Origin of the sequence: Nocardia aurantiaca, assembly GCF_009708175.1 — a bacterium.
In the GTDB taxonomy this organism is placed as follows: domain Bacteria; phylum Actinomycetota; class Actinomycetes; order Mycobacteriales; family Mycobacteriaceae; genus Nocardia; species Nocardia aurantiaca.
Genome location: NZ_WMBB01000004.1, coordinates 273,933 through 298,287, shown reverse-complemented (window position 1 = coordinate 298,287; position 24,355 = coordinate 273,933). Strand labels below are relative to the sequence as shown.

Here is a 24,355-nt window from a genome sequence, read left to right as displayed (position 1 = left end):
GTCATATGCCGAACCGGACGCCGGAAGCAGCGTACGAACGATGGCATACCTGTGGAGGTTTCGTGACTGCCGTAGAACCGCGGCCGGCCAGCCTTGTGGAGGCGGCTCGGCCCTATCCTCAAAGGACGGGTCCGAAGGGATCGTTCATCTACAAGATGGTCACCACGACGGACCCGAAGGTTCTCGGCGTCATGTACCTGGTGACGGCCATGTCCTTCTTCCTCGTCGGCGGCATCATGGCGTTGCTGATGCGCGCCGAGCTGGCACGGCCGGGCATGCAGTTCCTGTCGCCGGAGCAGTTCAACCAGCTGTTCACCATGCACGGCACCATCATGCTGCTGTTCTATGCGACCGCGATCGTGTTCGGCTTCGCCAACATCATCCTGCCGCTGCAGATCGGCGCCCCTGACGTCGCCTTCCCGCGCCTGAACGCCTTCAGCTACTGGCTGTACCTGTTCGGCGGCACCATGGCGACCGCGGGCTTCATCACCCCCGGTGGCGCGGCCGATTTCGGCTGGACCGCCTACACCCCGCTGTCGGACATCGTCCACTCCCCGGGCGTCGGCGCCGACCTGTGGATCCTGGGTCTGGCCGTCTCCGGTCTGGGCACCATCCTCGGTGGCGTCAACATGCTCACCACCGTGGTCTGCCTGCGCTGCCCGGGCATGACCATGTTCCGGATGCCCATCTTCACCTGGAACATCGCCGTCACCTCGGTGCTGGTGCTGCTGGCCTTCCCGCTGTTGACCGCGGCCCTGTTCGGGCTGGCCTACGACCGCCACCTGGGCGGCCACATCTACGACCCGGCCAATGGCGGCGTCCTGCTCTACCAGCACCTGTTCTGGTACTTCGGCCACCCCGAGGTGTACATCATCGCGCTGCCGTTCTTCGGCATCGTGTCCGAGATCTTCCCGGTCTTCTCGCGCAAGCCGATCTTCGGCTACACCACCCTGGTCTACGCGACCCTGGGCATCGCGGCGCTCTCGATCGCGGTGTGGGCGCACCACATGTACGCGACCGGCGCCGTGCTGCTGCCGTACTTCTCGTTCATGACCTTCCTCATCGCGGTCCCGACCGGTGTGAAGTTCTTCAACTGGATCGGCACCATGTGGCGCGGTCAGCTCACCTTCGAGTCGCCGATGCTGTTCTCGATCGGCTTCATCGTCACCTTCCTCTTCGGCGGTCTCTCGGGCGTCATCCTGGCCTCGCCGCCGCTGGACTTCCACGTGTCCGACACCTACTTCGTGGTGGCGCACTTCCACTACGTGCTCTTCGGCACCATCGTGTTCGCCACCTTCGCGGGGATCTACTTCTGGTTCCCGAAGATGACCGGGCGCATGATGGACGAGCGTCTCGCGAAGTGGCACTTCTGGGCCACGTTCATCGGCTTCCACACCACGTTCCTGGTGCAGCACTGGCTGGGCAACATGGGTATGCCCCGTCGGTACGCGGACTACCTGCCCTCGGACGGCTTCACCACCCTGAACACCATCTCCACGATCGGTGCCTTCATCCTGGGCGCGTCGATGCTGCCGTTCATCTGGAACGTCTTCAAGTCCTACCGCTATGGCGAGGTCGTGACCGTGGATGACCCGTGGGGCTACGGCAATTCGCTGGAGTGGGCGACCTCCTGCCCGCCGCCGCGGCACAACTTCTACGAGCTGCCGCGGATCCGGTCCGAGCGTCCCGCGTTCGAGCTGCACTACCCGCACATGGTCGAGCGCATGCGCGCCGAGGCCCACGTGGGCTGGGGCTCCAAGTCCCACACCGTCAAGGAGCTGGAGAACGTTTCCAGCTAGTCGCTCGACACTGAAAAACCAACGCGGCACCCGTCTCACGACGGGTGCCGCGTTGTTTCTCGATCGCCGATCGGCTGGGGGATCGTGTTACGGGCTGGGGTTTGTGTTGCTATTGGCGGATGGAGGATCCGGGAACGATGGCGGAAACGGGACTGTCCACCGCGTGGTCGCGCGCGCTGGGGTTGCGGCTGCCGGTGGTGAACGCGCCGATGGGTGGGGTGGCGGGTGGCAGGCTGGCGGCGGCGGTCGCGGCGGCCGGGGGACTGGGCATGATCGGGATGGGCAGCGCGGGCTCGGTCGAAGCGCTGGAGCGGGAATTGGCGCATGTCGCGGACGCGCCCGGCCACATCGGGATCGGCCTCGTCGATTGGGTGGCGGCCGCCCGTCCGGGGCTGTTCGAGCTCGCTCTGGCCGCTGCTCCCGCGCTGTTGTCGGTGAGCTTCGGAACCGACCTGTCCTGGTCCGAGCGGGCCCGTGCGGCCGGAATCCGAACCGCGACACAGGTTTACACCGTGGACGACGCCCGGCGGGCGCATGATGCCGGGATCGACGTCCTGGTCGCACGCGGTCTGGAAGGCGGCGGGCACGGCGCTCCCGAACTGGGCACCCTGCCCCTGCTGGAAGCAATCCTCGATGCGGTCCAGGGGCCGGTACTGGCCGCGGGCGGGATCGGGTCGGCGCGGGGCGTGGCCGCGATGCTGGCCGCCGGCGCTTCGGGGGTGTGGCTGGGCACCGCCCTTGCCGCCTGCGAGGAATCCCTGTTGTCGCCCGGGGGCCGGCGCGCCCTGCTCGCGGCCGAGGACACCGGCACCATCGTCACGCGAACCTTCGATGTCGGCATGGAACTGCCTTGGCCACAGCGCTTTCCAGCGCGGGTGCTGCGCAACGACTTCACCGCGCGCTGGCACGACCGCGTCGGCGACCTGGCCGGTGACCCCGGCGCGCGGGCCGAGCTGGCCGCCGCCACCGCCGCCGACGACCCACGCGTCGCCCCGGTCGACGCGGGACAGGGCGTCGGCCTGGTCACGGCGGTGCGGCCGGTCGCCGAGGTGCTGGCCGAAATGTGTTCGGGCGCCGTCCGTCTGCTCGATCATCCGTCGCGCTGATCCTCGGCCGCACGGGCGGTGACCTCGGGCGGCGTGATGCCCGCCACCGTCGGCAGCGGTCGGCGCTGGCTTGTTCGCGCCGACCTGACAGAATGAGCTGCCGCCGCATGCCGGGCGGGACAGGCAGTCGCATGGACAGGAGTTATCGATTGAGTGCAAACGCCGGGCGGCGGAGCGCTGACACGACGGTTCTGGTCACGGTGACCGGACCCGACAAGCCGGGCGTTACGTCGGTACTTCTCGCCGCCCTGGCCAATAGCGCGGTCAGCCTGCTGGATGTGGAGCAGGTGGTCATCCGCAGCCGGCTCACCCTCGGCGTGCTGGTGTCGTGTCCCACCGATCCGGAAGCCCTGCAGGATCAGCTCGAGGACGCCATGGCGTCCATCGGCATGGATGTCGACGTGGCGATCGGGGCGAGCGCCGTCTCGGGTGCGAAATTGTCCACCCACGCCGTCGTGGTGCTGGGTTCGCCGGTCACCGCTCGCGCTTTCAGCGCCATCGCGCGCACGCTGGCCGCGCAGCGGGTGAACATCGATTCCATTCGCGGCATCGCCGACTACCCGGTCACGGGTCTGGAACTCATGGTCACCGTCCCCTCCGTTGACGCCGACGCCGAGACCGAGCTGCGCACCGCGCTGGCCGCCGTCGCCGCCAAGGAGAGTGTGGACGTGGCGGTCGAGCGGGCGGGCCTGGCGCGACGGGCCAAGCGGCTCATCGTGTTCGATGTGGACTCCACACTCATCCAGGGCGAGGTCATCGAGATGCTGGCCGCGCACGCCGGTGTCGAGGAGGAGGTCCGCGCGGTCACGGAGGCCGCCATGCGCGGCGAGATCGACTTCTCCGAATCGCTGCGCCAGCGCGTGGCCACACTGGCCGGGCTGGACGCCTCGGTCATCGATGAGGTCGCCGAGCGCATCGAGCTCACCCCCGGCGCCCGCACCACCATTCGCACCCTGCGCCGCCTGGGTTTCCGCTGCGGTGTGGTGTCCGGCGGTTTCCGCCAGGTCATCGAGCCGCTGGCGCATGAGCTGGAACTGGACTTCGTCCAGGCCAACACGCTCGAGATCCGCGACGGCAAGCTCACCGGCGCGGTGGTCGGAGAGATCGTGGACCGGGAGGCGAAAGCCGTTGCGCTGCGCCGGTTCGCGGCCGAGACCGGGGTTGCCATGGACCAGACCGTCGCGGTCGGCGACGGCGCCAATGACATCGACATGCTCAATGCGGCCGGGCTGGGCATCGCGTTCAATGCCAAGCCCGCGCTGCGCGAGGTCGCCGACGCGGCGCTGTCGCATCCGTTCCTGGACGCGGTGTTGTTCATTCTGGGCGTCACCCGCGACGAGGTCGAGGCGGCCGACGCCCGCGACGGCGGCATTCGCCGCGTGCCGCTGTCTCGATAGCCGGTCCGGGTAGCCGCAACGCGTCCAATTCGGTTGCGCCACTCGCAGCTCCGCTCTCGGTACCGTGGTCGGGGGCATCCGGCCACGATCGAAGGAGAGTCCGTGCGCGTGCGTAGGACGCTGATGGCGGTCAGGATGTGGAGCCCGCCGAATGCTTCACCCGGAACCTGACGGTTCATTGGTCGGAAGAGCGTGTAGGAGTGGTTGTGTCGAGCGTCGGATCCACCATCGATGCCGGTTTCGTGGCCAGGCACGCGGAATTGGCGAGGGGATACGGCGGCGGAGGTGATCCCGAGGATCCGGCGCTCGTGCAGGCCATGCAGATGGTGCTGCACATTCCGAAGAACGATCCGCCGGCGCGCGGCGCGCTTCTGGCCGCCGCCGCCTCCGCGGTGGTGGCGTTGTGCCTCGACGAGCGGGTCGGGCCCGATGGGGAATGGGAGGAGCGCTATCTGACCTGGAAGCGCTCGCGCATTCGCAAGGTGGCGCGGCGGGCGCGCGGGGCGCAGTGGCTGGCGGCGCAGGAAGTAGACGGTGTCACAGTCGAATTCGCGGGCGCGCAGGCGCGGGCGCTGGTGCCGGGCCCGGTCGGCGAGGTGGATCCGCGCATCCGGCGCCTCCAGATCAGCGGCACCGAATTGCCCGCGGCGGAGGAGATCGCAGTCGATCCGGAATATCCGGTGCTGTGGGTGAACGCGGAACTGGGTATGACGGTGGGGAAGGCCGCGGCACAGGTAGGACATGCCAGCATGTTGCTGGCGGGCGCTCTCCCGGTCGGGCGGGCGTATGCGTGGGCCGCACAGGGTTTCCGGTGCACCGTCGCGGAGGCCGATACGGCTCATTGGGCGGAATTGCAGCGGAGGGTGGTCGAGGGCGGCGCGGTGGCGGTGCGCGATGCCGGTTTCACGGAGGTGGCTCCGGGATCGACGACAGTGATCGCGGTGCCGTAGTTCGGACGTCGCACCAGCGAACGGAATAGTCGGCGCGCTGACCCCTATGGGCAGTGCGTATCGACTTCCCCGAAGGTGTGGGCAAGGACCGATTCACGTTTCCTCGAGGGAAACCACCGAAATGACAACACTGCTGGTTGTTCTGATCGTGTGGGCGCGCCCTCGGTCCCGGCGGCACTGATCCTGGCACCGATGTTCCGGTCCGCGAGCGCGGACGCGTGGGACCGCGGGTTGCCGGACACGGAGCGCGAAGTATCGGAATTCGACAGTCGCGCACACGAAATCGCCTATCGCCATCGCGCTTCCGGGGAGGACACGCACCGAATTCTCCCACCACGTTGACGATCGTCCAGGGCAGTGGGCCAAGATGGACCCCGTGCCGCAACCGGATCCCGATCTGCTCATCGATTTCAGCGACGTCGCCGTCCGACGTTCCGGACATACCCTGGTCGGTCCGGTCACCTGGCAGGTGGAATTGGACGAGCGCTGGGTCGTGCTCGGCCCCAACGGAGCCGGCAAGACCTCGCTGCTGCGCATGGCCGCCGCGGAGATGCATCCCACCTCCGGGGTCGCCAACCTGCTCGGCGAGACCCTGGGCCGGGTCGACATCAACGAGCTACGCCCGCGCATCGGCCTGTCCTCAGCCGCCATAGCCAGCCGGGTGCCGCTCGATGAGAAGGTCTCCGACCTGGTGGTATCCGCCGGTTACGCGGTGATGGGCCGTTGGCGGGAGCGCTACGACGACATGGACACCGACCGGGCCATCGACATTCTGGAAAGCCTGGGCGCGGAACACCTTTCCGATCGCGCCTACGGCACGCTGTCGGAGGGGGAGCGTAAGCGGGTGCTCATCGCCCGCGCCCTCATGTCCGATCCGGAACTGCTGCTGCTCGACGAACCCGCGGCCGGCCTCGATCTGGGCGGGCGCGAGGAGTTGGTCGAACGGCTCGGCGATCTGGCCGCCGATCCGGACGCGCCCGCCACCGTGCTGGTCACCCACCACGTGGAGGAGATTCCGCCGGGCTTCACGCACGGCATGCTGCTCAATGAGGGCAGTGTGGTCGCGCAGGGTTTGCTCAGCGATGTGCTCACCTCCGAGAACCTCAGTGAGGCGTTCCGCCAGCCGATCCAGCTGGACCGCGTCGACGGCCGCTATTTCGCGCGGCGCAGCCAGCGTTTCGGGCGGCACCGCAACCGCTGAGGTTCTTCTCCCGCACGCGGAACCGGCTTCCCGTAAGCGATCTCGCGGACCCTTGGCGAATTGCGATTGCATCATTGCATTCGCTGCCGCTACCGGGCAAACTGTCCGCAACTGCTGTGGATGGAGGGAGCTGCTTGTGGGCCGGAGCATCGGTGCGATCGCGATCCTCGCCCTCGCCGCCACCGGATGCGTGGCCGATCCACCGGCCGCCCAGCGGGTTTCGAACTCGCACGCCGCGGAGACCCTCGGCAAGGCCGCCGCCCCGTCGGATCTGAACGGCAGGACGGTGCAGCTCGCCTATGACAGTGGCCCGAGTGGCGCCCTCACCTTCGCCGCGGACGGACGCACCCTGACCTACACCGCCGCGGACACCGGACGCCGGAACACCTCTCCGGTCGCGATCGAGCCCATCGAGGCCGGCATCTTCCTGGTTACCTGGACCGACGACACCGGCGCCGTGGTCGGCCAGGTGCAGGACTACCGGACCGGAAAGATGGAGGGCACCTGGACCCGTCATGGCGCCTCCGGCCAGGCTGTGATCGAAACCCGCACGGGATCGATCCATGTGATGGACTGACCGGCGAACCCGCAGCGGGTTGTATCGCTTAGCCGGGGCAACGGTTATGGTGCGAAACGTGAGCGAAGCAATTGCCCGGCCCGATTCCCAGTCCGCCGCCGCGCCAGTGAAGGACGCGTCCACGGTCATGCTGGTGCGCGACGGTGCGCGCGGGCCCGAGGTGTTCCTGCAGCGTCGAGTCGGCGGCATGGCCTTCGCGGCCGGGATGACCGTCTTCCCGGGCGGCGGCGTCGATCCCTCCGACGCGTCCATCGCGCTGGACTGGGCCGGACCCGAACCGGCCTGGTGGGCCGAGCGATTCGGCATCGACGCCGGCCGCGCCCAGGCGCTGGTCTGCGCCGCGGTGCGCGAGACCTTCGAGGAGTGCGGCGTACTGCTGGCCGGCCCGACCGTCGACAGCGTGGTCACCGAGACCTCGGTCTACGCCGAGGCGCGCGGGCAGTTGGAACGCCGCGAACTGTCCTTCGCCGAATTCCTCACCCGTGAGAATCTGGTGCTGCGCGCCGACCTGCTGCGCCCGTGGGACAACTGGATCACCCCGGTGATCGAGCCGCGGCGCTACGACACCCGCTTCTTCGTCGCGGTGCTGCCGGAGGGCCAGCTCGCCGACGGCGCGACCTCCGAGGCCGAGGTGGTCGCCTGGTGCACCCCGACCGAGGCCATCGACCGCTGGCATCAGGGCGTGGACGTGCTGCTGCCGCCGACTTGGACCCAGTTGGCGGCACTGAGCGAATTCGCTTCCACCGCCGAGATTCTCGCGGCCGACCGCGCCATCACCCCGATCATGCCGGTGTACGACCCGTCGGGCGGGGGTCCCGCGCTGGCGTTCCCGCACGCCGACCGCTACTTCGCCGAAATGCCGGACAACGCGCGCATCCGCGGTTCGCGGCGCCCGGAGTAGCGTCCGCGCGGGCAGCCCGGCTCAGCGCGCGCACGGGCGGAGCGACTCGGTACCCGGGGCCGAAGTAGGGTGGTCGGCTGTGGCCGAATTCGTGACCGTGGACCGGGGTGTGGCGGACGGTATCGCCGTGCTCCGCATCGCACGCCCGCCGATGAATCTGATCGATCTCCAGGTGGCGCTGGAGGTGGCGGCCGCCGCCGACGAGATCGCGGCGGACGCGTCGATCGCGGCCGTGGTGGTCTATGGCGACGAGCGTGTCTTCTGCGCCGGGGACGAGATGGCCGAGCTGGCCCGGCTCACCCATGCGCAGGCGCAGGCCATGGTCGCCGATTTCCAGTCGGCGCTGAGCTGCCTGGCCCGGCTGTCGCAGCCGACCGTGGCGGCCATCAGCGGTTACGCCCTCGGCGCCGGGCTCGAACTGGCCCTGGCCGCGGACCGCCGCATCATCGGCGACAACGTGAAACTGGGCCTGCCGCACATCAAGGCCGGGCTGATTCCGGTCGCCGGTATCCGCCGCGCGAGCCAGCTGATCGGGCCGTCGCGCGCCAAGGATCTGGTGTACAGCGGCCGGTTCGTGGGCCCGAAGGAGGCCGCGGCGATCGGGCTGGTGGACGAGGTGGTCGCGCCCGACGATGTGTTCGCCGCCGCCCTGCGCTGGGCGAAGCAGTTCACCGACGGTCCGGGCCTGGCTCTCGCGGCCGCCAAACGGGTCTTCGAGGCGGGCGCTCACGGCCACGATCGCGCGCGTCGCGAGTGGGCAGAGTTGTTCGGCACCGAAGATCAGCAGGTTGGAACACGTTCTTATTTGGTCGACGGTCCGGATGCGATCCGGTTCACCGGCCGTTAAGCGGCCCGATAACACCGTTCACCGGGCTATTCATTAGGCTGCCCTGCATGACAGTTGGTCCTGAAGACCCCGCGCCGAACCCGCACGCCACCGAGGCGGAGGTCCAGGCCGCGTATAGCGACAACAAGCTGGCCCAGGTCCTATATCACGACTGGGAAGCCGAGACCTACGACGACAAGTGGTCGATCTCATACGACGAGCGCTGCATCGAGTACGCGCGCGGCCGCTTCGACGCCGTCGCCCCGAGCGCCGAGCTGCCTTACGACCGCGCCCTCGAACTCGGCTGCGGCACCGGTTTCTTCCTGCTGAACCTGATGCAGGCGGGCGTCGCCAAGCGCGGCTCGGTCACCGATCTGTCCCCGGGCATGGTCAAGGTCGCCACCCGCAACGGCCAGAACCTGGGCCTGGACGTGGACGGCCGGGTCGCCGACGCCGAGACCATCCCCTACGACGACGACACCTTCGACCTCGTCGTGGGCCACGCCGTGCTCCACCACATTCCGGATGTGGAGCTGGCGCTCAAGGAGTGCCTGCGCGTGCTGAAGCCGGGCGGCCGGTTCGTGTTCGCCGGTGAGCCGACCACCATCGGCAACCTCTATGCCCGCAAGCTGGGCCAGATCACCTGGAAGATCACCACCGAGATCACCAAGCTGCCGTTCCTGAGCGATTGGCGCCGCCCGCAGGAGGAGCTCGATGAGTCCTCCCGCGCCGCCGCCCTCGAGGCCGTCGTCGACCTGCACACCTTCGACCCCTCCGACCTGGAGCGCATGGCCCGCAGCGCCGGCGCCGTCGACGTGCAGGCCAAGACCGAGGAATTCGCCGCCGCCCTGTGGGGCTGGCCGGTGCGCACCTTCGAGGCCGCCGTCCCCGACGAGAAGCTGACCTGGCGTTACCGCATGGCCCAGTACAAGGCGTGGCTGGCCTTCTCCGCCCTCGACGAGAAGGTGCTGCGCCACGTGGTGCCGCGCCAGTTCTTCTACAACGCCATGATCACCGGCGTGAAGCCCGGCGCCTCCGCCAAGTAGGCCGCACCACGAATCCCGTGGCCTACGCCTTCTCTCGCGATGACATCGCCTACCTCGCCAGTCCGGCCGGCGCGGCCGCCCTGGCTCAGGTAGGCGATTTCGCCCTCACCCCCGCCTCGCTGCTGAAGGACCTGGAGCGGCTGCGTCGAGCACACGGCGATCACGCCCCCGCCCTCGTGGAAACGGTCCGCCTGCGCCGTCGCGCCGCCGCCAAACTCGATGGCGCGGCCGAGTGGCTCTTCACCGACGACGCCCTCCAGCAGGCCACGCCCTCGCCCGTTGCTCGCCACCGCGCCCGACGCCTCGCTGGGCGCACCGTCCATGACGTCACGTGCTCCATCGGCGCGGAACTGGCCGCGCTGTCCGAGGTCTGCCCGGCCGTCATCGGCAGCGACCTCGACTCCGTTCGCCTCGCCATGGCCGCCCACAATCTCGGTGCGCCACAGCTCGATTCCCGCACCGACGGCGACGACCCGCACCGCCGCAAGTCGGAGGCCGCCGGGACACCCGGCGCCGATGTCCGGGCGGACGGCGGTGGCATCGATTCGAGGTCCAGGCCACCGGGCGCCCTGGGAGCCGAAGCCCGCGCGACCGCCTCGTCGTGCGAGACATCGGTGGCGACGAACGCGGAGCCGGCCGCACCCGCCTCGGCTCTCGCCGATGGTCATGCGTCCGCGCTGTCCCGTCACCCCCGGGTGACACGGAATGTATTGCTGGTCAAGGCGGATGCGCTGGTGCCCTGCAGCACCGCCGAGGTAGTGATCGCCGATCCGGCTCGCCGCGCGGACGGGCGTCGCACCCACGATCCGGCGAGACTGCAACCGCCGCTGCCGGACTTGCTCGCGGCCTACGCCGGTCGCGATCTGGCCGTGAAGTGCGCTCCCGGGCTGGATTTCGACAAACTCGCGTGGCAAGGCGAGATCGAGGTGGTGTCGCTCGACGGTGCTGTGCGCGAAGCCTGTTTGTGGTCACCGGGTTTGGCGGAGCAGGGCGTCACCCGCCGGGCGACGGTGCTTTCGTCCAGCGGACGCCCGTGGACCCTCACCGATGCCGACCCGGATGACATTCCCCAGCGTGAGCCGGGGCAGTGGATCATCGACCCGGACGGGGCGGTGGTGCGGGCTGGGCTGGTGCGGCATTACGCCGCGAAACACAGGCTGTGGCAACTGGATCCGCGGATCGCGTATCTGACCGGCGACGAGGTTCCGGAAGGTGTGCGGGGATTCCGCGTTCTGGACCGGTTGGAGTTCCGGGAGAAGCCGCTGCGGGCCGAGCTGCACCGCCGCGATTGCGGACCCCTGGAAATCCTCGTGCGGGGCGTGGATGTCGACCCCGACGCCCTACGCGCCCGCATCAAACCGCGTGGCTCCCAACCTCATACGTTGATCATCACCCGAATCGGCCGGACGGCAACGGTCTTCGTCTGTTCCACCCCATAGCGCGGCGTCTCAGCCCTGGTAGGTGACGTGGGTGGGGCGCATGACGAGGACGACGCGGTGCGGGTGGTCGCCGACCGGCTTGTGGTAGTCGAGGCCGTAGCGCTGGGCGAGGACGTCGAAGAACTCTCCCTCGGGATCGGCGTCGATGCGTTCGATGACACCGCGGACCTCGAGGTAGCGGTAGGGGGCTTCGGGGTCGTTGATGCTGACCGCCACGTGCGGGTCGCGAGAGGTATTGCGGTGCTTGGCCCGGGTCGTCGTCGTGGTGAAGCGCAGGAACTCGCCGTCCCAGATCTGCCAGATCGGGGTGACCTGCGGGGTGCCGTCCGGGTTGAGGGTGGCCAGGTGCGCGAACAGCGGGCGGGTGAGGAGGTCGGCGTACTTCTCGGGGATGACAGGGTGGGTCATGGTGTGCTCCTTCAGAGTTGGGCGATCTCGACGATACGAAAGCCGGCCGGAGTGCCGTCGCCGTAGGGACCGTTCTTGTCGAATTGGGAGACCGTCACCAGCGCGCGGTCACCGCTGTGCGCGATCGAGGTCGGGATGTCGAGGGCGGGGTCCGTGACGCGGTGCTGGAGTTCGGCTTTCGCGCCGTCGTCGGAGAGATGCCAGCGGGAGACGGCATTGCTCTTGTTGTGCACCACCCACAGGGTGTCACCGCGCAACTCCAGGCCGTCACCGTCGACCGCGTTCCCGCCGGTGAGGGTGAGGCGCCGCACGGCCGGTCGCGGTTCGGTCGAGACCCGGTACAGGTCGCCGTTGGTCATGTCGACCACGATCAGGTACTTGCCGGTGTCGTCGGCGGCGATGCCGTTGAGGGTCATGGGCTGCTGGGCGGCAGGGTCTTTCGCCGCACCCAGATCGAGATAGACCCGGAGTGCGCCGCCGTGTCCGTCGTGCGCGAACGCGTCGGTGAGCTGGTCCGGGCCGATGCGGTAGACGACATTCCGCACGCTGTCGGTGATGTACACGCCGCCGTCCGGTGTGACGGCCAGATCGTTGACGAACGGCTGCCCTTCGGCGGGAACGTCGAAGCGGGCGAGCAGGGCGCGAGTCTTGGTGTCGTACACCGTGATTCCCGCGGTGTGGTCGATCACCCAGAGCCGCCCGTTCGCGTCGGCCTTCACCCCGTTGGCGGTCCTGCGGCCGTCCGCGCCCGCGGGCAGGAACGTCTCGGCCGCGGGCTTGCCCGGCGTGGCCCGGTAGACCGCGCCGGTGAGGAACGAGCTCGTGTACACCTCTGCGGTGTGCGGATCGACCGTGATGCTCTCCGGGTAGGCGCGCTCGGGCAGGTCGTACGCGGTGGTGATGCGGTCGGGCGGGGCGGGCGAGTCGCCGCTGCTGCACGCCGCCGTCGCCGACAGGAGCGCCGCGATCACCGCGGGCACGGCCCGGCGGCGAATCGGGTGGGACATGGTTCATGCCTTTCGGGCCTGGTGAGTAGAGATGACATACGAGTGTGAGAGCGAAGATAGATTAGAGCTCTAATGATCGTCAAGGTTCTAACAAGTGCGTGAGCTATCATTCCCGGGGTGACGTCGATGCCGGTCGAAGAACGCCTGGGGACCTACATCAAGCGCGCCGAACAGGCGCTCATGGGCGCGAAGAACGCCGCCCTCAAACCCGCGGGCGTGACAATTCCCCAGTACGCGGCCCTCTACGTCCTGAGTGAGAACCCGGGCATTTCGGCGGCCGAGCTTGCCCGCCGCTGCGGTGTCACGCCGCCCACCATGAACACGGTGCTCACCAATCTGCGTGAGCGCGGCCTCATCGAGCGCACGCCGCACGCCTGGCACCGCAATGTGCTCGAGACCCGGCTCACCGACGAGGGTCGCACGGTCTTGCGCGCCGCCGACAAGCGGGCGGTCCCGGTCGAACGCGCGCTCGCCGCGGAGTTCACCGATGCCGAGCGGGAGACTCTCATCGCCATGCTGGAGCGCGCCGCCGACCTTCTCGATTCGGTGCGGCCGGACTGATTCCTAACGGCCGCTGACCGCGCCGAAGCCGGCGACGAATCTGGTGAGCAGTCGGGCGAATTCGGTGCGGTCGCGCTCGCCCCAGGCCGCGGTCGCCTCGGCGAAGACGGCTCGGCGGTTGGCGTGAGCGCGGTTCAGTGCGGTCCGCGCGGCGGGCCCCGGAGACTCCCGGGAGTCGGGCCCGTCTACTTTTCGGGTTTGAACACGAATAGCTCGCCGATGCGAGTGGTCACCACGACCTCGCCCTGATCTCCCACGGCTGTTGCCACGGTCGTCCCCTCCGCGCCGGGCAGTTCGTTCGACTGCACCGTCGCTCCCGTACGGGTGTCGAAGGTGACCAGCGTCAGCTTGTCGCCGATCGGCGCGACCGTGTACCCGGTCCGGCCCGCCGTCTGCACCGGCCGCCCGCGCAGTTGCAGATCCTTGCGCTCCCAGGCGATCTCGGCGCTGTCACCCTTGTCGCGCAATGCGACCAGATGCCCTTCGTCCCCGGCCGGCACCAGCAGGCCGTCGGCCACCGAGATCCCGCCGCGCGCCGGAAAGCCCAGATCCTGAACCCATTTGGTGTGTCCGGTGGCGGCGTCCACGGCCATCAGCCGGTTGGTGTTGTCGCCCACGTACACCGTGGTCCCGTCGGCCGACAGCGCCGGGCTGGTGGCGCTGCCCTGTCCGAGTATCTTCGCGCTCCACTCGATGCGAACGTCCTTGCCGCTATAGGTGAGCGCGACCAGGTCGGCCTGGCTGTCGCCGGGCTTCCAGACGGTCGCGTAGAACCGTCCCGACTTCTGGTCCACCGCCGACACATTCGCGACCGGGCATTGCGGCCCGCCGGTCGCGCAGTCCTCGAGACCCTGCCCGTCCGGCGGGCGGCTCAGCGACGGGTTGGCCAGGAAGTCGGGCTCGCCGAGCAGTTGGAAGGTGGACGTCTGCCGCTCACCGGTCTGCCGGCTGAGCACGTCCATCTGTCCGGACTGGGTCACCGACAGCACATTTCCGTCACCGGTGAACTGCACGGACACCGGTGTTCCGGCGGCGGGGGTGCGCCAACGCGGCTGCCCGAGATTGTTGAAGGAGTTCACCGCGCCGTCGTCGCCGACGTACACATTGCCGGTGCCGTCCACCGCGGAGCCGCCGTCGACTGCGCTGGGGCCCATCGGATTGCAGAAACGCTTGCGGCCCGTCGGCATCTGGAACGAGAGAATATTGCACGCGTTGGCGCGGGTGGTGACATACAGCTGCCCGTCGGCGCCGATGGTCACCGGCTGCGCGACCGGACCACCGACGGGCCGAGACCAGTCCAGCGCCAGCTTCCGCGACCCGGTGACCGGACTGGACCCGCTGTTGTGGGCGTCGCGGAAGGCCAGCGGCCAGCCCTTGCCGGGACCGGCGCCGATATCGTCGACCTTGGTGCTGCCGTACGCGCACGCGGTCAGTGTGAACAGTCCGGCGCCCGCCACTGCCAACACCTTGGCCCCGGTGCGGGTGCGTCGTTCACGTCCGGTCCGCCGCCTGCCGTTTCGCACCTGCTGGTGTCCCTTCTGCCAGTACGGAAGTCTGAGGATTCTCGCCGGGCCGCTACAGCCGGAGCACAGCCTACTTTCACGCCCTTTCGAGGGGGCGGATACCCTCGTTGAAACGACCGGTGAACACAGGGAGTAGTTCGTGACGAGCATGTGGGGCGCACCGTTGCGCTCGCGTTGGCGGGGGTCGCGCCGCCGTGATCCGGAGCAGGCGCGTTTCCTCACCCCCGCGTCCCTCAAGTGGGTTCTCGCCAACCGCGCCTACACCCCCTGGTATCTGGTGCGCTACTACCGGCTGTTCAAGTTCAAGATGGCCAATCCGCACGTGGTGTTGCGCGGCATGGTCTTCCTGGGCCGCAATGTCGAAATCCACGCCACCCCGGAACTCGGCCGGCTCGAGATCGGCCGCTGGGTGCACATCGGCGACGGCAATGCAATTCGCTGCCATGAGGGTTCGCTGCGCATCGGCGACAAGGTGGTGTTCGGCAAGGACAATGTCGTCAACACCTACCTCGATATCGAGATCGGTGAATCCACCCTGGTCGCCGACTGGTGCTACATCTGCGACTTCGACCACGTCACCGACGACATCAATCTGCCCATCAAGGACCAGGGCATCGTGAAGTCTCCTGTGCGCATCGGCCCCGACACCTGGATCGCCGCCAAGGTCACCGTCCTGCGCTCCACCCGCGTCGGTCGCGGCTGCGTCCTCGGCGCCCACGCCGTGGTCAAGGGCGACTTCCCCGACTACTCCATCGCCGTCGGCGCCCCCGCCAAGGTCGTCAAGAACCGCAAGGACGCCTGGGACTCGGCCGCCGAGAAGCGCGCCGCCCACCTGGCCGCCCTCGCCGACATCGAACGCAAGAAGAACGGCGTCACCACATCCTGATTTCCGGCCCCGCGCAGGTAGGTTCACGGTCATGCAACGCTATGCCGCCTTCCTGCGCGGGATCATGCCCACCAACCCGAACATGCGCAACGAGAAACTGCGCGGCGTCTTCGAGGGCCTCGGCTTCGAGAAGGTGAGCACCCTCCTCTCCAGCGGCAATGTCGTCTTCCACGCCCCCGGCAGGGATGTCCCCGCCCTGGAATCCGCCATCCAGCAGGCCCTCAACGCCGAACTGGGCATCCCCGGCGGCACCCTGATCCGCACCCACGCCCAACTCCAGGCCCTGGTCGACTCGGACCCCTTCGCCGGCCTCACCCACTGCCGCGAGACCTATCTGACCGTCACCTTCGTCCGCGACGCCCCGAAATTCGTCCCCGAATTCCCGGAGGGCGAATCCACGGTCCGCCTGGTCCGCTTCGACCCCGCCGTCGGCGCCCTTCTCACCATCATCGACAACACCGACCCCAGTACCACCAATTTCATGGCCATTGTCGAAAAAGCTTGGGGCAAAGACATCACCACCCGTACCTACCTCACCGTCCAGAAGGCGCTGAAGAAACTCGGCTCCTGACTCATTTCCCGCGCCCGGTCCGCGGGGATCGGGTTTGCTCGTCGACCCGCGGGCCCGCACATCACGCGATAGCGTGGGGCGGTGACTCTCGGTTTTCGAGGCGTAGTAACCGGTCTGGCGTCTGTCGCGCTGGTGGGATCGCTCGCCGCGACCGCTCATGCGACGCCGTCGGAGGGTATTACCGCGGTGATTCTCTCGCGCACCACGATTGGCGACACCGACTACATTCTGCGTGAAATCACTATTGCGCCGGGCGGTTCCACCGGGTGGCACTACCACGACGGGACGCTGTACGCGCTGGTCCGTCAGGGGCAGATCAGTCATTACCGGTCGGATTGCGCCGTGGATCAGACCGGTGGGCCGGGTAGCGCCTTCGTGGAACGGGCCGGGGCGGGCAATGTGCATCTCGAGCGGAATCTGGGCACCGAGCCGCAGATCCTCGATGTGCTGTATGTCCTGCCCGCGGGCAGTCCGCTGTCCGAGGATGCCCCGAACCCGGGCTGCCCGTTCAGTTGACGCTCCGCGGGCGGGGCGAGTCCCCGGGCTCGCCCTCGAATTAGAACTTGTTCCAATTCGAGGCGCAGGGGTGTGCCGTTCGAATTCGAGCCGGGGTGGCTCAGTGGGGCTGGTTCGGATCCCGTTCGGGGAGAGGACGTTCCGCGATGACCGGGCGGCCCAGCGGATTGCGGACACGGCGCTTGGCGCCCTGATAGACCAGGGTGGTCTCCTGGGCGACGACGTCCCAGGCGAAGTCGGCGGTCAGGCGTTCGCGGGCCGCCCATGCGCGGTCCTGGGCGGCGGCGGGGTCATCGAGGACCGAAATGACCGCTTCCGCAACGCCGTTCACATCGGCCGGTTCGAAGGAGGCGCCGGTGACGCCGTCGGTCACGAGGTCGCCGAGGCCGCCCGCGGTGGAGGTGATCAGCGGGGTGCCGGCGGCCGCGGCCTCCAGGGCCACGATGCCGAAGGGCTCGTAGCGGCTGGGCAGGACGATGGCGTCGGCGCTGTGCAGCCAGCCGAGCAGATCGGTGTGGTCGAGCTTGCCGACGAAGCTGACCGCGCGCGCGACGCGGTGGGCGCGGGCACGCTCACGGAGCCAATCGAATTGGGTGCCGACACCGGCGACCGTCAGGGTGGTGCCGGGGTGCGCCTTGCGGATGCGGGGCAGGGCGGCGATGGCGTCCTGGATGCCCTTCTCGTATTCCAGGCGGCCGACGTAGAGCAGGCGCGGCGGGCCGGAGCGGGGTGCGCGCTCGCGGAAGGTCCACGCACCCACGTCGATACCGTTGCGGATCACCGTCATCGGCACCCGCTCGGCCCCGTACAGCCGGTGCACCTCGTCCTTCATGGACTCCGAACACGTGATGAGGGCGTCGGACTCGTGCGCCAGCCACCACTCCACCGAGTGCACCTGCCGGTTCACCCGACCCGAGACCCAGCCGCTGTGACGGCCCGCCTCGGTGGCGTGAATGGTGGAAACCAAAGGCACGTCGTAATACTCGGCCAACGTGATGGCCGGATGCGCGACCAGCCAGTCGTGCGCGTGCACCACCTCCGGCGTCCAGCCCTCGCCGATGCCCGGCTTGTGCAGCGCGATACCGGCCCGCACCATGGCGTGTCCCATGGCCAGCGTCCAGGCCAGCATGTCCTCGCCGAAGTCGAAGGCGGGGGGATCCTCGGCGACCGCCACCACCAGCACGCCCTCCTCGATGAAGGAGTGCGTCGGGTGGGTGGTGGCATCGGTGCCCATCGGGCGGCGCGCCAGCACGACGACTTCGTGCCCGGCGGCGGCCAGCTCGACGGCGAGGTGATGGACGTGGCGGCCCAGCCCACCGACTACGACGGGTGGGTACTCCCACGACACCATCAAGATCTTCATACGGGTCCTTCTGTATCCATGCGGCGTCCGCGGGCCCCTACGTGGTTACGCAAGCTGCCTCCTCCGGGTCCGTCGCTCCCGCCGAAGCGGGGCCGAGCCTGCGCGCGTCGAGCGCGGGGAAGAGTCCGTCGGCCGCGTACCATCCTGCCGCCAACTGCTCCGCTTTGGCGAGTTGCCCTGCGGACACCGCCGCGGCGATCTCGCGCACGGCGTGGGCGTGTTGATGGGCTCTGTCACGCGCGTATCCGGCCGCGGAATCCTTCGACACCATGAACGCCCAGTCGCTGGAGACGGCGAGAATCGCCTCGCGCAGCAGCTGGTCGGCAACCGTATCGCGCAGTCCCGTGGCGTCCACGCGCATCTTGTCGAGAGTGTCCAGCGCCAGCCGCACCACCTCGGCGTTGAGCTCGACCAGATCGGCCACCTGGTCCCCGGCCCACACCCGCCAGTCCTTGCCCGAACCCCAGGAGGAGTCGGCCAATTCGACGCGTTCGCCCACGTAGCCGCGGGCGCGGGCGTCGGCCAGCGTGCCGACGGTGACCCCGGCCTCGGGCAGCGCGCGCAGCACCTGTTCGAGCCACTGCGGGCCCTCGTGCCACCAGTGCCCGAACAATTCGGTGTCGAAGGCGGCCACCACGAGCGCCGGGCGACCGATGCGTTCCGACTCTGAGATCAGCCGTTCCCGCACCGTCGCCACGAAGTCCGCGACATCCTTCTCGATCGCCGCGGCGGCGAGTTCGGGATCGTAAGGTGCCTTGTCAGGGCCCGCGACGGTCTTGCCGGTGACGCGCGCCGGTTTCAGTCCGGTGGCGTGATCATAGTGATGGAAATCACGATAGAAGGGCTGCCCCGGGTACCCGGATTTCGGCGACCACACCCGGTAGCTGACCGTCAGATCACGCCCGAAGGCCACCACATCCGAATCCCACACCGACCGTCCGAGTGTGGTGTCACCGCGCAGCGCGGGGCCGTCCACCATGAAGTGCGAGATGCCGACCAGGTCGTAGGTCCGCTCCATCCCCGGCGTGAATCCGCACTCCGGGGCCCAGATGCCCGCGGGGGTGTGCCCCCAGCGCGCCCGGGCGTCCGCCAGTCCCTCGATCAGCTCGTATTCGCGCAGCCGCGAATCCAGCAGCGGCTGGAAGGGATGCGACAGCGGCCCGCCCAGCAGCTCGATGGCCTCGGCGTCGATGAGTTCCCGCCACACCGGCGACGCCCCGTGTATCCACCGCGTCTCGAAGTCGTCGAGAGCCGCTGTGGCGAGCCGATGTTCGTGTACACCGAGCGCGGTATTGCCCGCCATGGACGCCTCGTCGGCGCGTAGCCGCCAGTTGCCGAGCCAATGGTGCATGCCCTTCAAGCAGTGCGGGTCGTCCAGCTGTGCCGCCAGCACCGGCGTGATCCCCAGGCTGATCAGGTGCGAACGCCCTTCGGCCGCAAGCGTTCTCAGCACCTTCGCCACGGGCAGGTACGACGCCGCCCACGACTGGTACAGCCACTCCTCGCCGACCGGCCACCGCCCGTGATGGGCCAGCCATGGCAGATGCGAGTGCAGGACCAGACTGAACTGGCCCGGCACCGGGGAGGCGTTGTCGTTCATGGTTTCACCGCGATGGAGACCAGATCCAGGCTGGCATCGATGTCGCGCTCGGAGTCCGCGAGCAGCTCGAAATCGTCGATGCGCACGGCGGCCACGTCCGCGGCCAGATCCGCCGGCCACGGCTCGCCCGCGAGCGCCCGCTCGATCTGGGCGTCGATGATCGACCCGCCCCATTTCTGGTCCAGCGCCGCCAGTTCGGGCCCGTGGAAGATGCCCGCCATCAGCTCGACGGTGAAACCGGCGTCGACGAGAAGTTCGGTCATCTCCGCGGCGTTCAGCTCACGCGTGTGGAAAGGGTTGAGCGGCGTATCGCGCCCGGGGGAGAAGGTGATCCGGTTCGGCGTGGAGATCAGCAGCTTTCCACCGGGCCGCAGTACCCGCAGGCATTCGCTCAGGAACTGCGCCTGGTCCCAAAGGTGCTCGATCACTTGGAAGTTCACCACGATGTCGACCGAGGCGTCGTCGAGCGGCAGCTCGGCCAGATTGCCCTGCACCATCTCCACGCGCGGGTACTTGGCGCGCACGTGCGCGACGGCGCTGTCGTCGTAGTCCAGGCCGATGACTCGTGCCGCGACCTCGGTGATCATATTGGCGCCGTAGCCTTCTCCGCTGCCGGCCTCGAGCACGACCTTTCCCTCGCACTGTTCCAGCAGGCGCACATAGGCGATCTCATGCCGCCGGAACCAGTAGTTTTCCTCGGCGATGCCGGGCACAGTCCGCTCGCCGGTCAAAGGCAAGGGATCGGTGGGGTTTTCAACTGGACTCACGGCCTCGCTCATTGCTCCGACGTTAGTGGTTGTCCATATCACACCCGCGACCGGATCAGCCGATGTGGAAAGTCACACGCTAAGTTACCCACGAGTAACTTAACGTAGGGTAATCTCCCGGACGAGCTACTTGTGGACGTACGGCCATCAATCGTGCGACCGCCATACCCCGTGCCACCAGAACAGGAGGTCGACGAAGACCAATGCCGAACATCGTCGTACTGATCAAGCAGGTTCCCGACACCTGGTCCGAGCGCAAGCTGACCAGTGGTGACTACACTCTCGACCGCGAGGCCGCCGACGCCATCCTCGATGAGATCAACGAGCGCGCCGTCGAGGAGGCGCTGCTGATCAAGGAGGCGCAGGGCGGCGAGGTCACCGTGCTGGCGGCGGGCCCCGACCGGGCCACCGAGGCCATCCGTAAGGCCCTCTCCATGGGCGCGGACAAGGCCATCCACATCAACGACCCGGCCATCCACGGCTCCGACGCCGTGCAGACCGCCTACATCCTGGCTGCCGCTCTCGGCCAGATCGAGGGCATCGAGCTGGTCATCGCGGGCAACGAGGCCACCGACGGTCGCGCCGGCGCCGTTCCGGCCATCATCGCCGAGTACCTGGGCCTGCCGCAGCTGACCCACCTGCGCAAGCTGACCGTCGACGGCGAGCGCATCGCGGGCGAGCGTGAGACCGACGAGGGCGTGTTCAAGCTCGAGGCCACCCTGCCGGCCATCGTCTCGGTCACCGAGAAGATCAACGAGCCGCGCTTCCCGTCCTTCAAGGGCATCATGGCCGCCAAGAAGAAGGAAGTTCAGACCTTCACCCTGGCGGATCTGGGCGTCGACCCGGAGACCGTGGGCGTTGCGAACGCCGGCACCCAGGTGACCGGTGTGACCCCGAAGCCGGCGCGCACGGCGGGCGAGAAGATCGTCGACGAGGGTGAGGGCGGCAACCAGATCGCCGCTTACCTGGTCGGACAGAAGATCATCTAATTGCCCCCGGGCCCAACGACTTTCAGGAGATAGAAAAATGGCAGAAGTTTTGGTGCTCGTCGAGCACGCTGAAGGTGCGCCCAAGAAGGTCACCACCGAACTCCTCACCGCCGCCCGCTCGCTGGGCACCCCGGCCGCCGTCGTGGTCGCCGCCCCCGGCACCGCCGACAAGCTGGGTGACGCGCTGGCCGCCGCCGGCGCCGAGAAGATCTACGTCGCCGAGGGTGACGACGCCGAGGGCTTCCTCGTCACCCCCAAGGTCGACGTGCTCGCCGGTCTGTCCGAGTCCGCCGCCCCGGCCGCGATCCTGGTCGCCGCCACCGCGGAGGGCAAGGAGGTGTCGGGTCGCCTGGCCGCCCGCATCGGATCCGGTCTGCTGATCGACGTCATCGCCGTGAACGGCGACGGCTCGGCGGTGCACTCCATCTTCGGTGGCGCGTTCACCGTCGATGCCAAGGCCACCGGCGATGTCCCGGTCATCTCGGTTCGCCCGGGCGCCATCGAGGCCGCACCGCAGGCCGCCGCCGGCGAGAAGGTCGCCGTCGAGCTGCCCGCCCAGGAAGAGGGCGTCACCAAGGTCGTCTCGCGTGAGCCGATCGTGGGTGGCGACCGTCCGGAGCTGACCGAGGCCGCGATCGTGGTCTCCGGTGGCCGTGGTGTCGGTTCGGCCGACAACTTCGGCAAGGTCGTCGAGCCGCTGGCCGACGCCCTCGGCGCCGCCGTCGGCGCCTCCCGCGCCGCCGTCGACTCCGGCTATTACCCGGGCCAGTTCCAGGTCGGTCAGACCGGTAAGACGGTCTCCCCGCAGCTGTACATCGCCCTCGGCATCTCCGGCGCCATCCAGCACCGCGCCGGCATGCAGACCTCGAAGACCATCGTGGCCGTCAACAAGGACGAAGAGGCCCCGATCTTCGAGATCAGCGACTACGGCATCGTCGGCGACCTGTTCAACGTCGCCCCGCAGCTGACCGAGGCGGTCAAGGCCCACAAGGGCTAGGCTGATCCGCCGCTGCGCGCCTGTTGGCGGACCGGCTGGGCGCGGCTGACGTCGCATTGCCGACTCGCCGACGCGGTGGTCGGGTCAGCCCGTACGCGGTGGGTACCGCCAACTCACCGCATCAGTTGTCGCGTAGGCAACCTCGAATGTCCCCCGGCCGGAATCGGCCGGGGGACATTGCCATTCGGGGGGAGACGTGCGCGAATGCCGGAATTCTGGCGGTGAGCCGGTACTTCGACTGGAGATCATCACCGTCGATCGCTCCCGGCGGTCGGATATCGAATCGAGGCTGCCGTGGCCGATAGATCTCGTTGAACTCACCGATGATCGATGTCGCCGACCCCGTCGCTCGCGGTTGCCCGAGCGGCGGGGGTCGGGCACGCTGGGCCGGTGCGTGGGCGATTCGATCCTCGGCGATGGCGGGCCGAGGAGCCCGCCCCCGAAAAGGCTTATGAGACCGCTGGTTTCGGCGCGGACGGCGTCGAATTGGCGGACATCATCACGGCACTGCATTTCGACCTGGCCGAATGGCTCGGCTCGGATGCGCCGCCGAAGGTGTTCGACCGGATCTCGGGCGCACTGGACGAGCGCTTCACCTCCGTGGTGACGACCGGCCAGACGGTGGATCGCGAGACGTTCCTGGCGGGGATTTGGTCGGCCCGGAATGTGATGGCGGGTGTGGAGATCGAGGTCTCCGATGTGCAAGAGATCGCACGTAGCGGACAGCTGATCGTCGTCCGCTTCGTCGCGGAGAACCGCATCGGCGCGGTGAAAACCGGGAGTCGCACGGTGACGGCCCTCCTGGTGACCGATGGACGAACCCATCTCTGGCGCACCGTTCACGAGACTTCGGTCCCCGAACCGGCCCGGCCTGCCGCGCCGGAACCAGCCGCGAGTGCGGAACCCGAGCAATCGGGAACCGCCCGCGATGAGGACCCGGCTGGGGACTCGGGCGTAGAGGCGGGCGGCGATGCCAGTACCGGGATGCGCATCATCCGCCTGTAACGGAGCAGTGCGACGCTTCAGGCGCAATGAAGTGCGGCGAGCAGGGTCGTCACGATGGGGGAGCGGCGGCCCTCGGTGCGGGTGACGGCGGAGACCGGGATGCGCAATGGGTGGCCGGTGAGGCGCAGCGTGGCGATGCCCTCGGTCTGGCTGTCGGCGTAGAGGATGGTCCAGGCGTCGGGCCGGTTGATGAGTTCCATGGTGGCGGTGTGATCCGGCGGGATAGGCGGGCCGAAGACCGGACCGGTCGGCAGATCGGCGAAGGCGGCCCGCACCACATTGTGGAGCAGGACCTGTTCCGACTCCGGTGGGAGCAGCAGCGGATAGGCGCCCAATTCCGTGAGGGTGACATCGCCGCCGCGCATGGCGAGCGGATGCGCGGTGGAGGTGGCGATGACGGGATCCTCGACCCAGAGCTGCTCGACGGTCAGCCCGGGCTGGTCCACGCTGCCTCGTATGAGAGCAAGATCACAGTCGCCATCCGCCACCGCCTGGATCCGCTGCCGGAAGGGCTTGATGACGAATTCGATCTCGGCGCCCGGATGCGCCTCCCGCGCGCCCGCGATGGCGGAGAGTGATCTAGTTGCGAAGCTCATATTCGCTGCCAGGCGAATGCGCGGGCCGGAGGCTCGTACAGCTGCGCGAATGGCCGATTCCAGGCTCAGCATTTGTTTCGCAAGGGGAAGTAGCCGAGTGGTCGCGTCGGTGGGAACGACCGACCGGGTGGAGCGTTCGAAGAGGTTGACGCCCAGGTCGCGTTCCAGCCGGGCGATCTGGTGACTGATAGCCGATTGCGAGATGAAGCAACGGCTCGCGGCCCGGCTGAAGCTCAGCTCCTCGCAGACCGCCACGAAGTAGGCCAGTTGGCGCAGCTCCACGGCATTCCCCAATTCATGATCAACGTAGATAAGAGTCATCTT

Annotated in this window: 24 protein-coding genes and 1 pseudogene; 18 read left to right on the top strand and 7 right to left on the bottom strand. The window is 68.3% G+C overall.

From position 1 onward, the window contains the following. Positions 1-62 precede the first annotated feature (62 nt). The 11 genes and pseudogenes from ctaD to GLP40_RS10080 all read left to right on the top strand — a co-directional run bounded on the left by ctaD (position 63) and on the right by GLP40_RS10080 (position 11,242). Positions 63-1,799 carry an aa3-type cytochrome oxidase subunit I gene (ctaD, locus tag GLP40_RS10130; protein WP_328289950.1) on the top strand — a complete coding sequence of 579 codons (1,737 nt, stop codon included), beginning with the start codon at positions 63-65 and terminating at the stop codon, positions 1,797-1,799. A gap of 137 nt (positions 1,800-1,936) precedes the next feature. Next, entirely contained in the window at positions 1,937-2,905 is a 969-nt protein-coding gene (locus GLP40_RS10125; protein ID WP_154787575.1) for an NAD(P)H-dependent flavin oxidoreductase, read from the top strand. 149 nt (positions 2,906-3,054) lie between these two features. Then, the gene (gene serB, locus GLP40_RS10120) at positions 3,055-4,302 is read left to right on the top strand and encodes a phosphoserine phosphatase SerB (protein ID WP_230329419.1); all 1,248 of its coding nucleotides are present in this window, start codon (positions 3,055-3,057) and stop codon (positions 4,300-4,302) included. A 206-nt stretch (positions 4,303-4,508) separates the two neighbouring features. Then, a complete protein-coding gene (locus GLP40_RS10115) occupies positions 4,509-5,252 on the top strand; it encodes a peptidyl-tRNA hydrolase (RefSeq protein ID WP_328289949.1) in 744 nt (247 codons plus the stop codon). Between the two features lie 367 nt (positions 5,253-5,619). Next, positions 5,620-6,453: an ABC transporter ATP-binding protein gene (locus tag GLP40_RS10110; protein ID WP_154787573.1), complete on the top strand. Its 834-nt coding sequence runs from the start codon at positions 5,620-5,622 to the stop codon at positions 6,451-6,453. Between the two features lie 136 nt (positions 6,454-6,589). Next, a complete protein-coding gene (locus GLP40_RS10105) occupies positions 6,590-7,030 on the top strand; it encodes a MoaF-related domain-containing protein (RefSeq protein ID WP_154787572.1) in 441 nt (146 codons plus the stop codon). A 127-nt stretch (positions 7,031-7,157) separates the two neighbouring features. Then, on the top strand, positions 7,158-7,931 hold the full coding sequence (locus GLP40_RS10100) for an NUDIX hydrolase (protein ID WP_230329455.1): 774 nt from the start codon (positions 7,158-7,160) through the stop codon (positions 7,929-7,931). A gap of 79 nt (positions 7,932-8,010) precedes the next feature. Continuing rightward, positions 8,011-8,778 (top strand): enoyl-CoA hydratase-related protein, encoded by a 768-nt coding sequence (locus GLP40_RS10095; RefSeq protein ID WP_328289948.1) that lies wholly within the window; start codon positions 8,011-8,013, stop codon positions 8,776-8,778. 47 nt (positions 8,779-8,825) lie between these two features. Next, positions 8,826-9,803 (top strand): class I SAM-dependent methyltransferase, encoded by a 978-nt coding sequence (locus tag GLP40_RS10090; RefSeq protein WP_154787570.1) that lies wholly within the window; start codon positions 8,826-8,828, stop codon positions 9,801-9,803. Positions 9,804-9,820: 17 nt separating this feature from the next. After that, positions 9,821-10,240: pseudogene (locus GLP40_RS35040) on the top strand (class I SAM-dependent methyltransferase); the annotation flags it as partial. Then, complete coding sequence (locus GLP40_RS10080) at positions 10,220-11,242, top strand: THUMP-like domain-containing protein (protein ID WP_196054617.1); 1,023 nt, start codon at positions 10,220-10,222, stop codon at positions 11,240-11,242. The pseudogene GLP40_RS35040 and the gene GLP40_RS10080, both read left to right, overlap by 21 nt. Before the next feature lie 9 nt (positions 11,243-11,251). Here GLP40_RS10080 and GLP40_RS10075 read toward each other — a convergent pair whose 3' ends face one another. Both GLP40_RS10075 and GLP40_RS10070 read right to left on the bottom strand, forming a co-directional pair. Further along, the gene (locus GLP40_RS10075) at positions 11,252-11,650 is read right to left on the bottom strand and encodes a PPOX class F420-dependent oxidoreductase (protein ID WP_154787569.1); all 399 of its coding nucleotides are present in this window, start codon (positions 11,648-11,650) and stop codon (positions 11,252-11,254) included. Positions 11,651-11,661: 11 nt separating this feature from the next. Continuing rightward, positions 11,662-12,657, bottom strand: coding sequence for an SMP-30/gluconolactonase/LRE family protein (locus GLP40_RS10070; RefSeq protein ID WP_154787568.1), 996 nt, complete (start codon positions 12,655-12,657; stop codon positions 11,662-11,664). 126 nt (positions 12,658-12,783) lie between these two features. Between GLP40_RS10070 and GLP40_RS10065 the strand changes: the two genes are divergently transcribed. Further along, entirely contained in the window at positions 12,784-13,218 is a 435-nt protein-coding gene (locus GLP40_RS10065) for a MarR family winged helix-turn-helix transcriptional regulator (protein ID WP_154787786.1), read from the top strand. Between the two features lie 185 nt (positions 13,219-13,403). Here the strand turns inward: GLP40_RS10065 and GLP40_RS10060 are convergent, their stop codons facing one another. Then, positions 13,404-14,675 (bottom strand): outer membrane protein assembly factor BamB family protein, encoded by a 1,272-nt coding sequence (locus GLP40_RS10060; RefSeq protein ID WP_328289947.1) that lies wholly within the window; start codon positions 14,673-14,675, stop codon positions 13,404-13,406. A 205-nt stretch (positions 14,676-14,880) separates the two neighbouring features. Between GLP40_RS10060 and GLP40_RS10055 the strand changes: the two genes are divergently transcribed. From GLP40_RS10055 to GLP40_RS10045, 3 genes are all read left to right on the top strand, one after another. Beyond that, positions 14,881-15,627: an acyltransferase gene (locus GLP40_RS10055; RefSeq protein WP_328289946.1), complete on the top strand. Its 747-nt coding sequence runs from the start codon at positions 14,881-14,883 to the stop codon at positions 15,625-15,627. A gap of 31 nt (positions 15,628-15,658) precedes the next feature. Next, complete coding sequence (locus tag GLP40_RS10050; protein WP_154787566.1) at positions 15,659-16,198, top strand: DUF1697 domain-containing protein; 540 nt, start codon at positions 15,659-15,661, stop codon at positions 16,196-16,198. 81 nt (positions 16,199-16,279) lie between these two features. After that, complete coding sequence (locus GLP40_RS10045) at positions 16,280-16,714, top strand: cupin domain-containing protein (protein ID WP_328289945.1); 435 nt, start codon at positions 16,280-16,282, stop codon at positions 16,712-16,714. 100 nt (positions 16,715-16,814) lie between these two features. Here the strand turns inward: GLP40_RS10045 and GLP40_RS10040 are convergent, their stop codons facing one another. The 3 genes from GLP40_RS10040 to GLP40_RS10030 are packed head-to-tail and all read right to left on the bottom strand — an operon-like array spanning position 16,815 to position 20,456. After that, positions 16,815-18,077 carry a glycosyltransferase family 4 protein gene (locus GLP40_RS10040; protein WP_154787565.1) on the bottom strand — a complete coding sequence of 421 codons (1,263 nt, stop codon included), beginning with the start codon at positions 18,075-18,077 and terminating at the stop codon, positions 16,815-16,817. A 37-nt stretch (positions 18,078-18,114) separates the two neighbouring features. Further along, entirely contained in the window at positions 18,115-19,677 is a 1,563-nt protein-coding gene (locus tag GLP40_RS10035; protein ID WP_154787564.1) for a 1,4-alpha-glucan branching protein domain-containing protein, read from the bottom strand. Then, a complete protein-coding gene (locus GLP40_RS10030; protein ID WP_154787563.1) occupies positions 19,674-20,456 on the bottom strand; it encodes a class I SAM-dependent methyltransferase in 783 nt (260 codons plus the stop codon). The genes GLP40_RS10035 and GLP40_RS10030 overlap by 4 nt, the downstream gene beginning before the upstream one ends. Before the next feature lie 191 nt (positions 20,457-20,647). On the opposite strand from GLP40_RS10030, the gene GLP40_RS10025 reads away from it, so the two are divergent. The 3 genes from GLP40_RS10025 to GLP40_RS10015 all read left to right on the top strand — a co-directional run bounded on the left by GLP40_RS10025 (position 20,648) and on the right by GLP40_RS10015 (position 23,435). Then, complete coding sequence (locus tag GLP40_RS10025) at positions 20,648-21,433, top strand: electron transfer flavoprotein subunit beta/FixA family protein (protein WP_154787562.1); 786 nt, start codon at positions 20,648-20,650, stop codon at positions 21,431-21,433. 37 nt (positions 21,434-21,470) lie between these two features. Continuing rightward, entirely contained in the window at positions 21,471-22,430 is a 960-nt protein-coding gene (locus GLP40_RS10020) for an electron transfer flavoprotein subunit alpha/FixB family protein (RefSeq protein ID WP_154787561.1), read from the top strand. A gap of 390 nt (positions 22,431-22,820) precedes the next feature. Continuing rightward, positions 22,821-23,435, top strand: a complete 615-nt coding sequence (locus GLP40_RS10015; protein WP_154787560.1) for a hypothetical protein — start codon at positions 22,821-22,823, stop codon at positions 23,433-23,435. Between the two features lie 17 nt (positions 23,436-23,452). Here GLP40_RS10015 and GLP40_RS10010 read toward each other — a convergent pair whose 3' ends face one another. Next, a complete protein-coding gene (locus tag GLP40_RS10010) occupies positions 23,453-24,313 on the bottom strand; it encodes a LysR family transcriptional regulator (protein WP_328289998.1) in 861 nt (286 codons plus the stop codon). Positions 24,314-24,355: the final 42 nt, after the last annotated feature.

Coding starts and splice junctions, on each gene's coding strand:
- GLP40_RS10030 (WP_154787563.1), bottom strand. CDS start 20,456: ATGAGCGAGGCCGTGAGTCCAGTTGAAAACCCCACCGATCCCTTGCCT.
- GLP40_RS10110 (WP_154787573.1), top strand. CDS start 5,620: ATGGACCCCGTGCCGCAACCGGATCCCGATCTGCTCATCGATTTCAGC.
- GLP40_RS10065 (WP_154787786.1), top strand. CDS start 12,784: ATGCCGGTCGAAGAACGCCTGGGGACCTACATCAAGCGCGCCGAACAG.
- GLP40_RS10080 (WP_196054617.1), top strand. CDS start 10,220: ATGGCCGCCCACAATCTCGGTGCGCCACAGCTCGATTCCCGCACCGAC.
- GLP40_RS10020 (WP_154787561.1), top strand. CDS start 21,471: ATGGCAGAAGTTTTGGTGCTCGTCGAGCACGCTGAAGGTGCGCCCAAG.
- GLP40_RS10070 (WP_154787568.1), bottom strand. CDS start 12,657: ATGTCCCACCCGATTCGCCGCCGGGCCGTGCCCGCGGTGATCGCGGCG.
- GLP40_RS10100 (WP_230329455.1), top strand. CDS start 7,158: ATGCTGGTGCGCGACGGTGCGCGCGGGCCCGAGGTGTTCCTGCAGCGT.
- GLP40_RS10040 (WP_154787565.1), bottom strand. CDS start 18,077: ATGAAGATCTTGATGGTGTCGTGGGAGTACCCACCCGTCGTAGTCGGT.
- GLP40_RS10090 (WP_154787570.1), top strand. CDS start 8,826: ATGACAGTTGGTCCTGAAGACCCCGCGCCGAACCCGCACGCCACCGAG.
- GLP40_RS10125 (WP_154787575.1), top strand. CDS start 1,937: ATGGCGGAAACGGGACTGTCCACCGCGTGGTCGCGCGCGCTGGGGTTG.
- GLP40_RS10075 (WP_154787569.1), bottom strand. CDS start 11,650: ATGACCCACCCTGTCATCCCCGAGAAGTACGCCGACCTCCTCACCCGC.
- GLP40_RS10025 (WP_154787562.1), top strand. CDS start 20,648: ATGCCGAACATCGTCGTACTGATCAAGCAGGTTCCCGACACCTGGTCC.
- GLP40_RS10035 (WP_154787564.1), bottom strand. CDS start 19,677: ATGAACGACAACGCCTCCCCGGTGCCGGGCCAGTTCAGTCTGGTCCTG.
- GLP40_RS10050 (WP_154787566.1), top strand. CDS start 15,659: ATGCAACGCTATGCCGCCTTCCTGCGCGGGATCATGCCCACCAACCCG.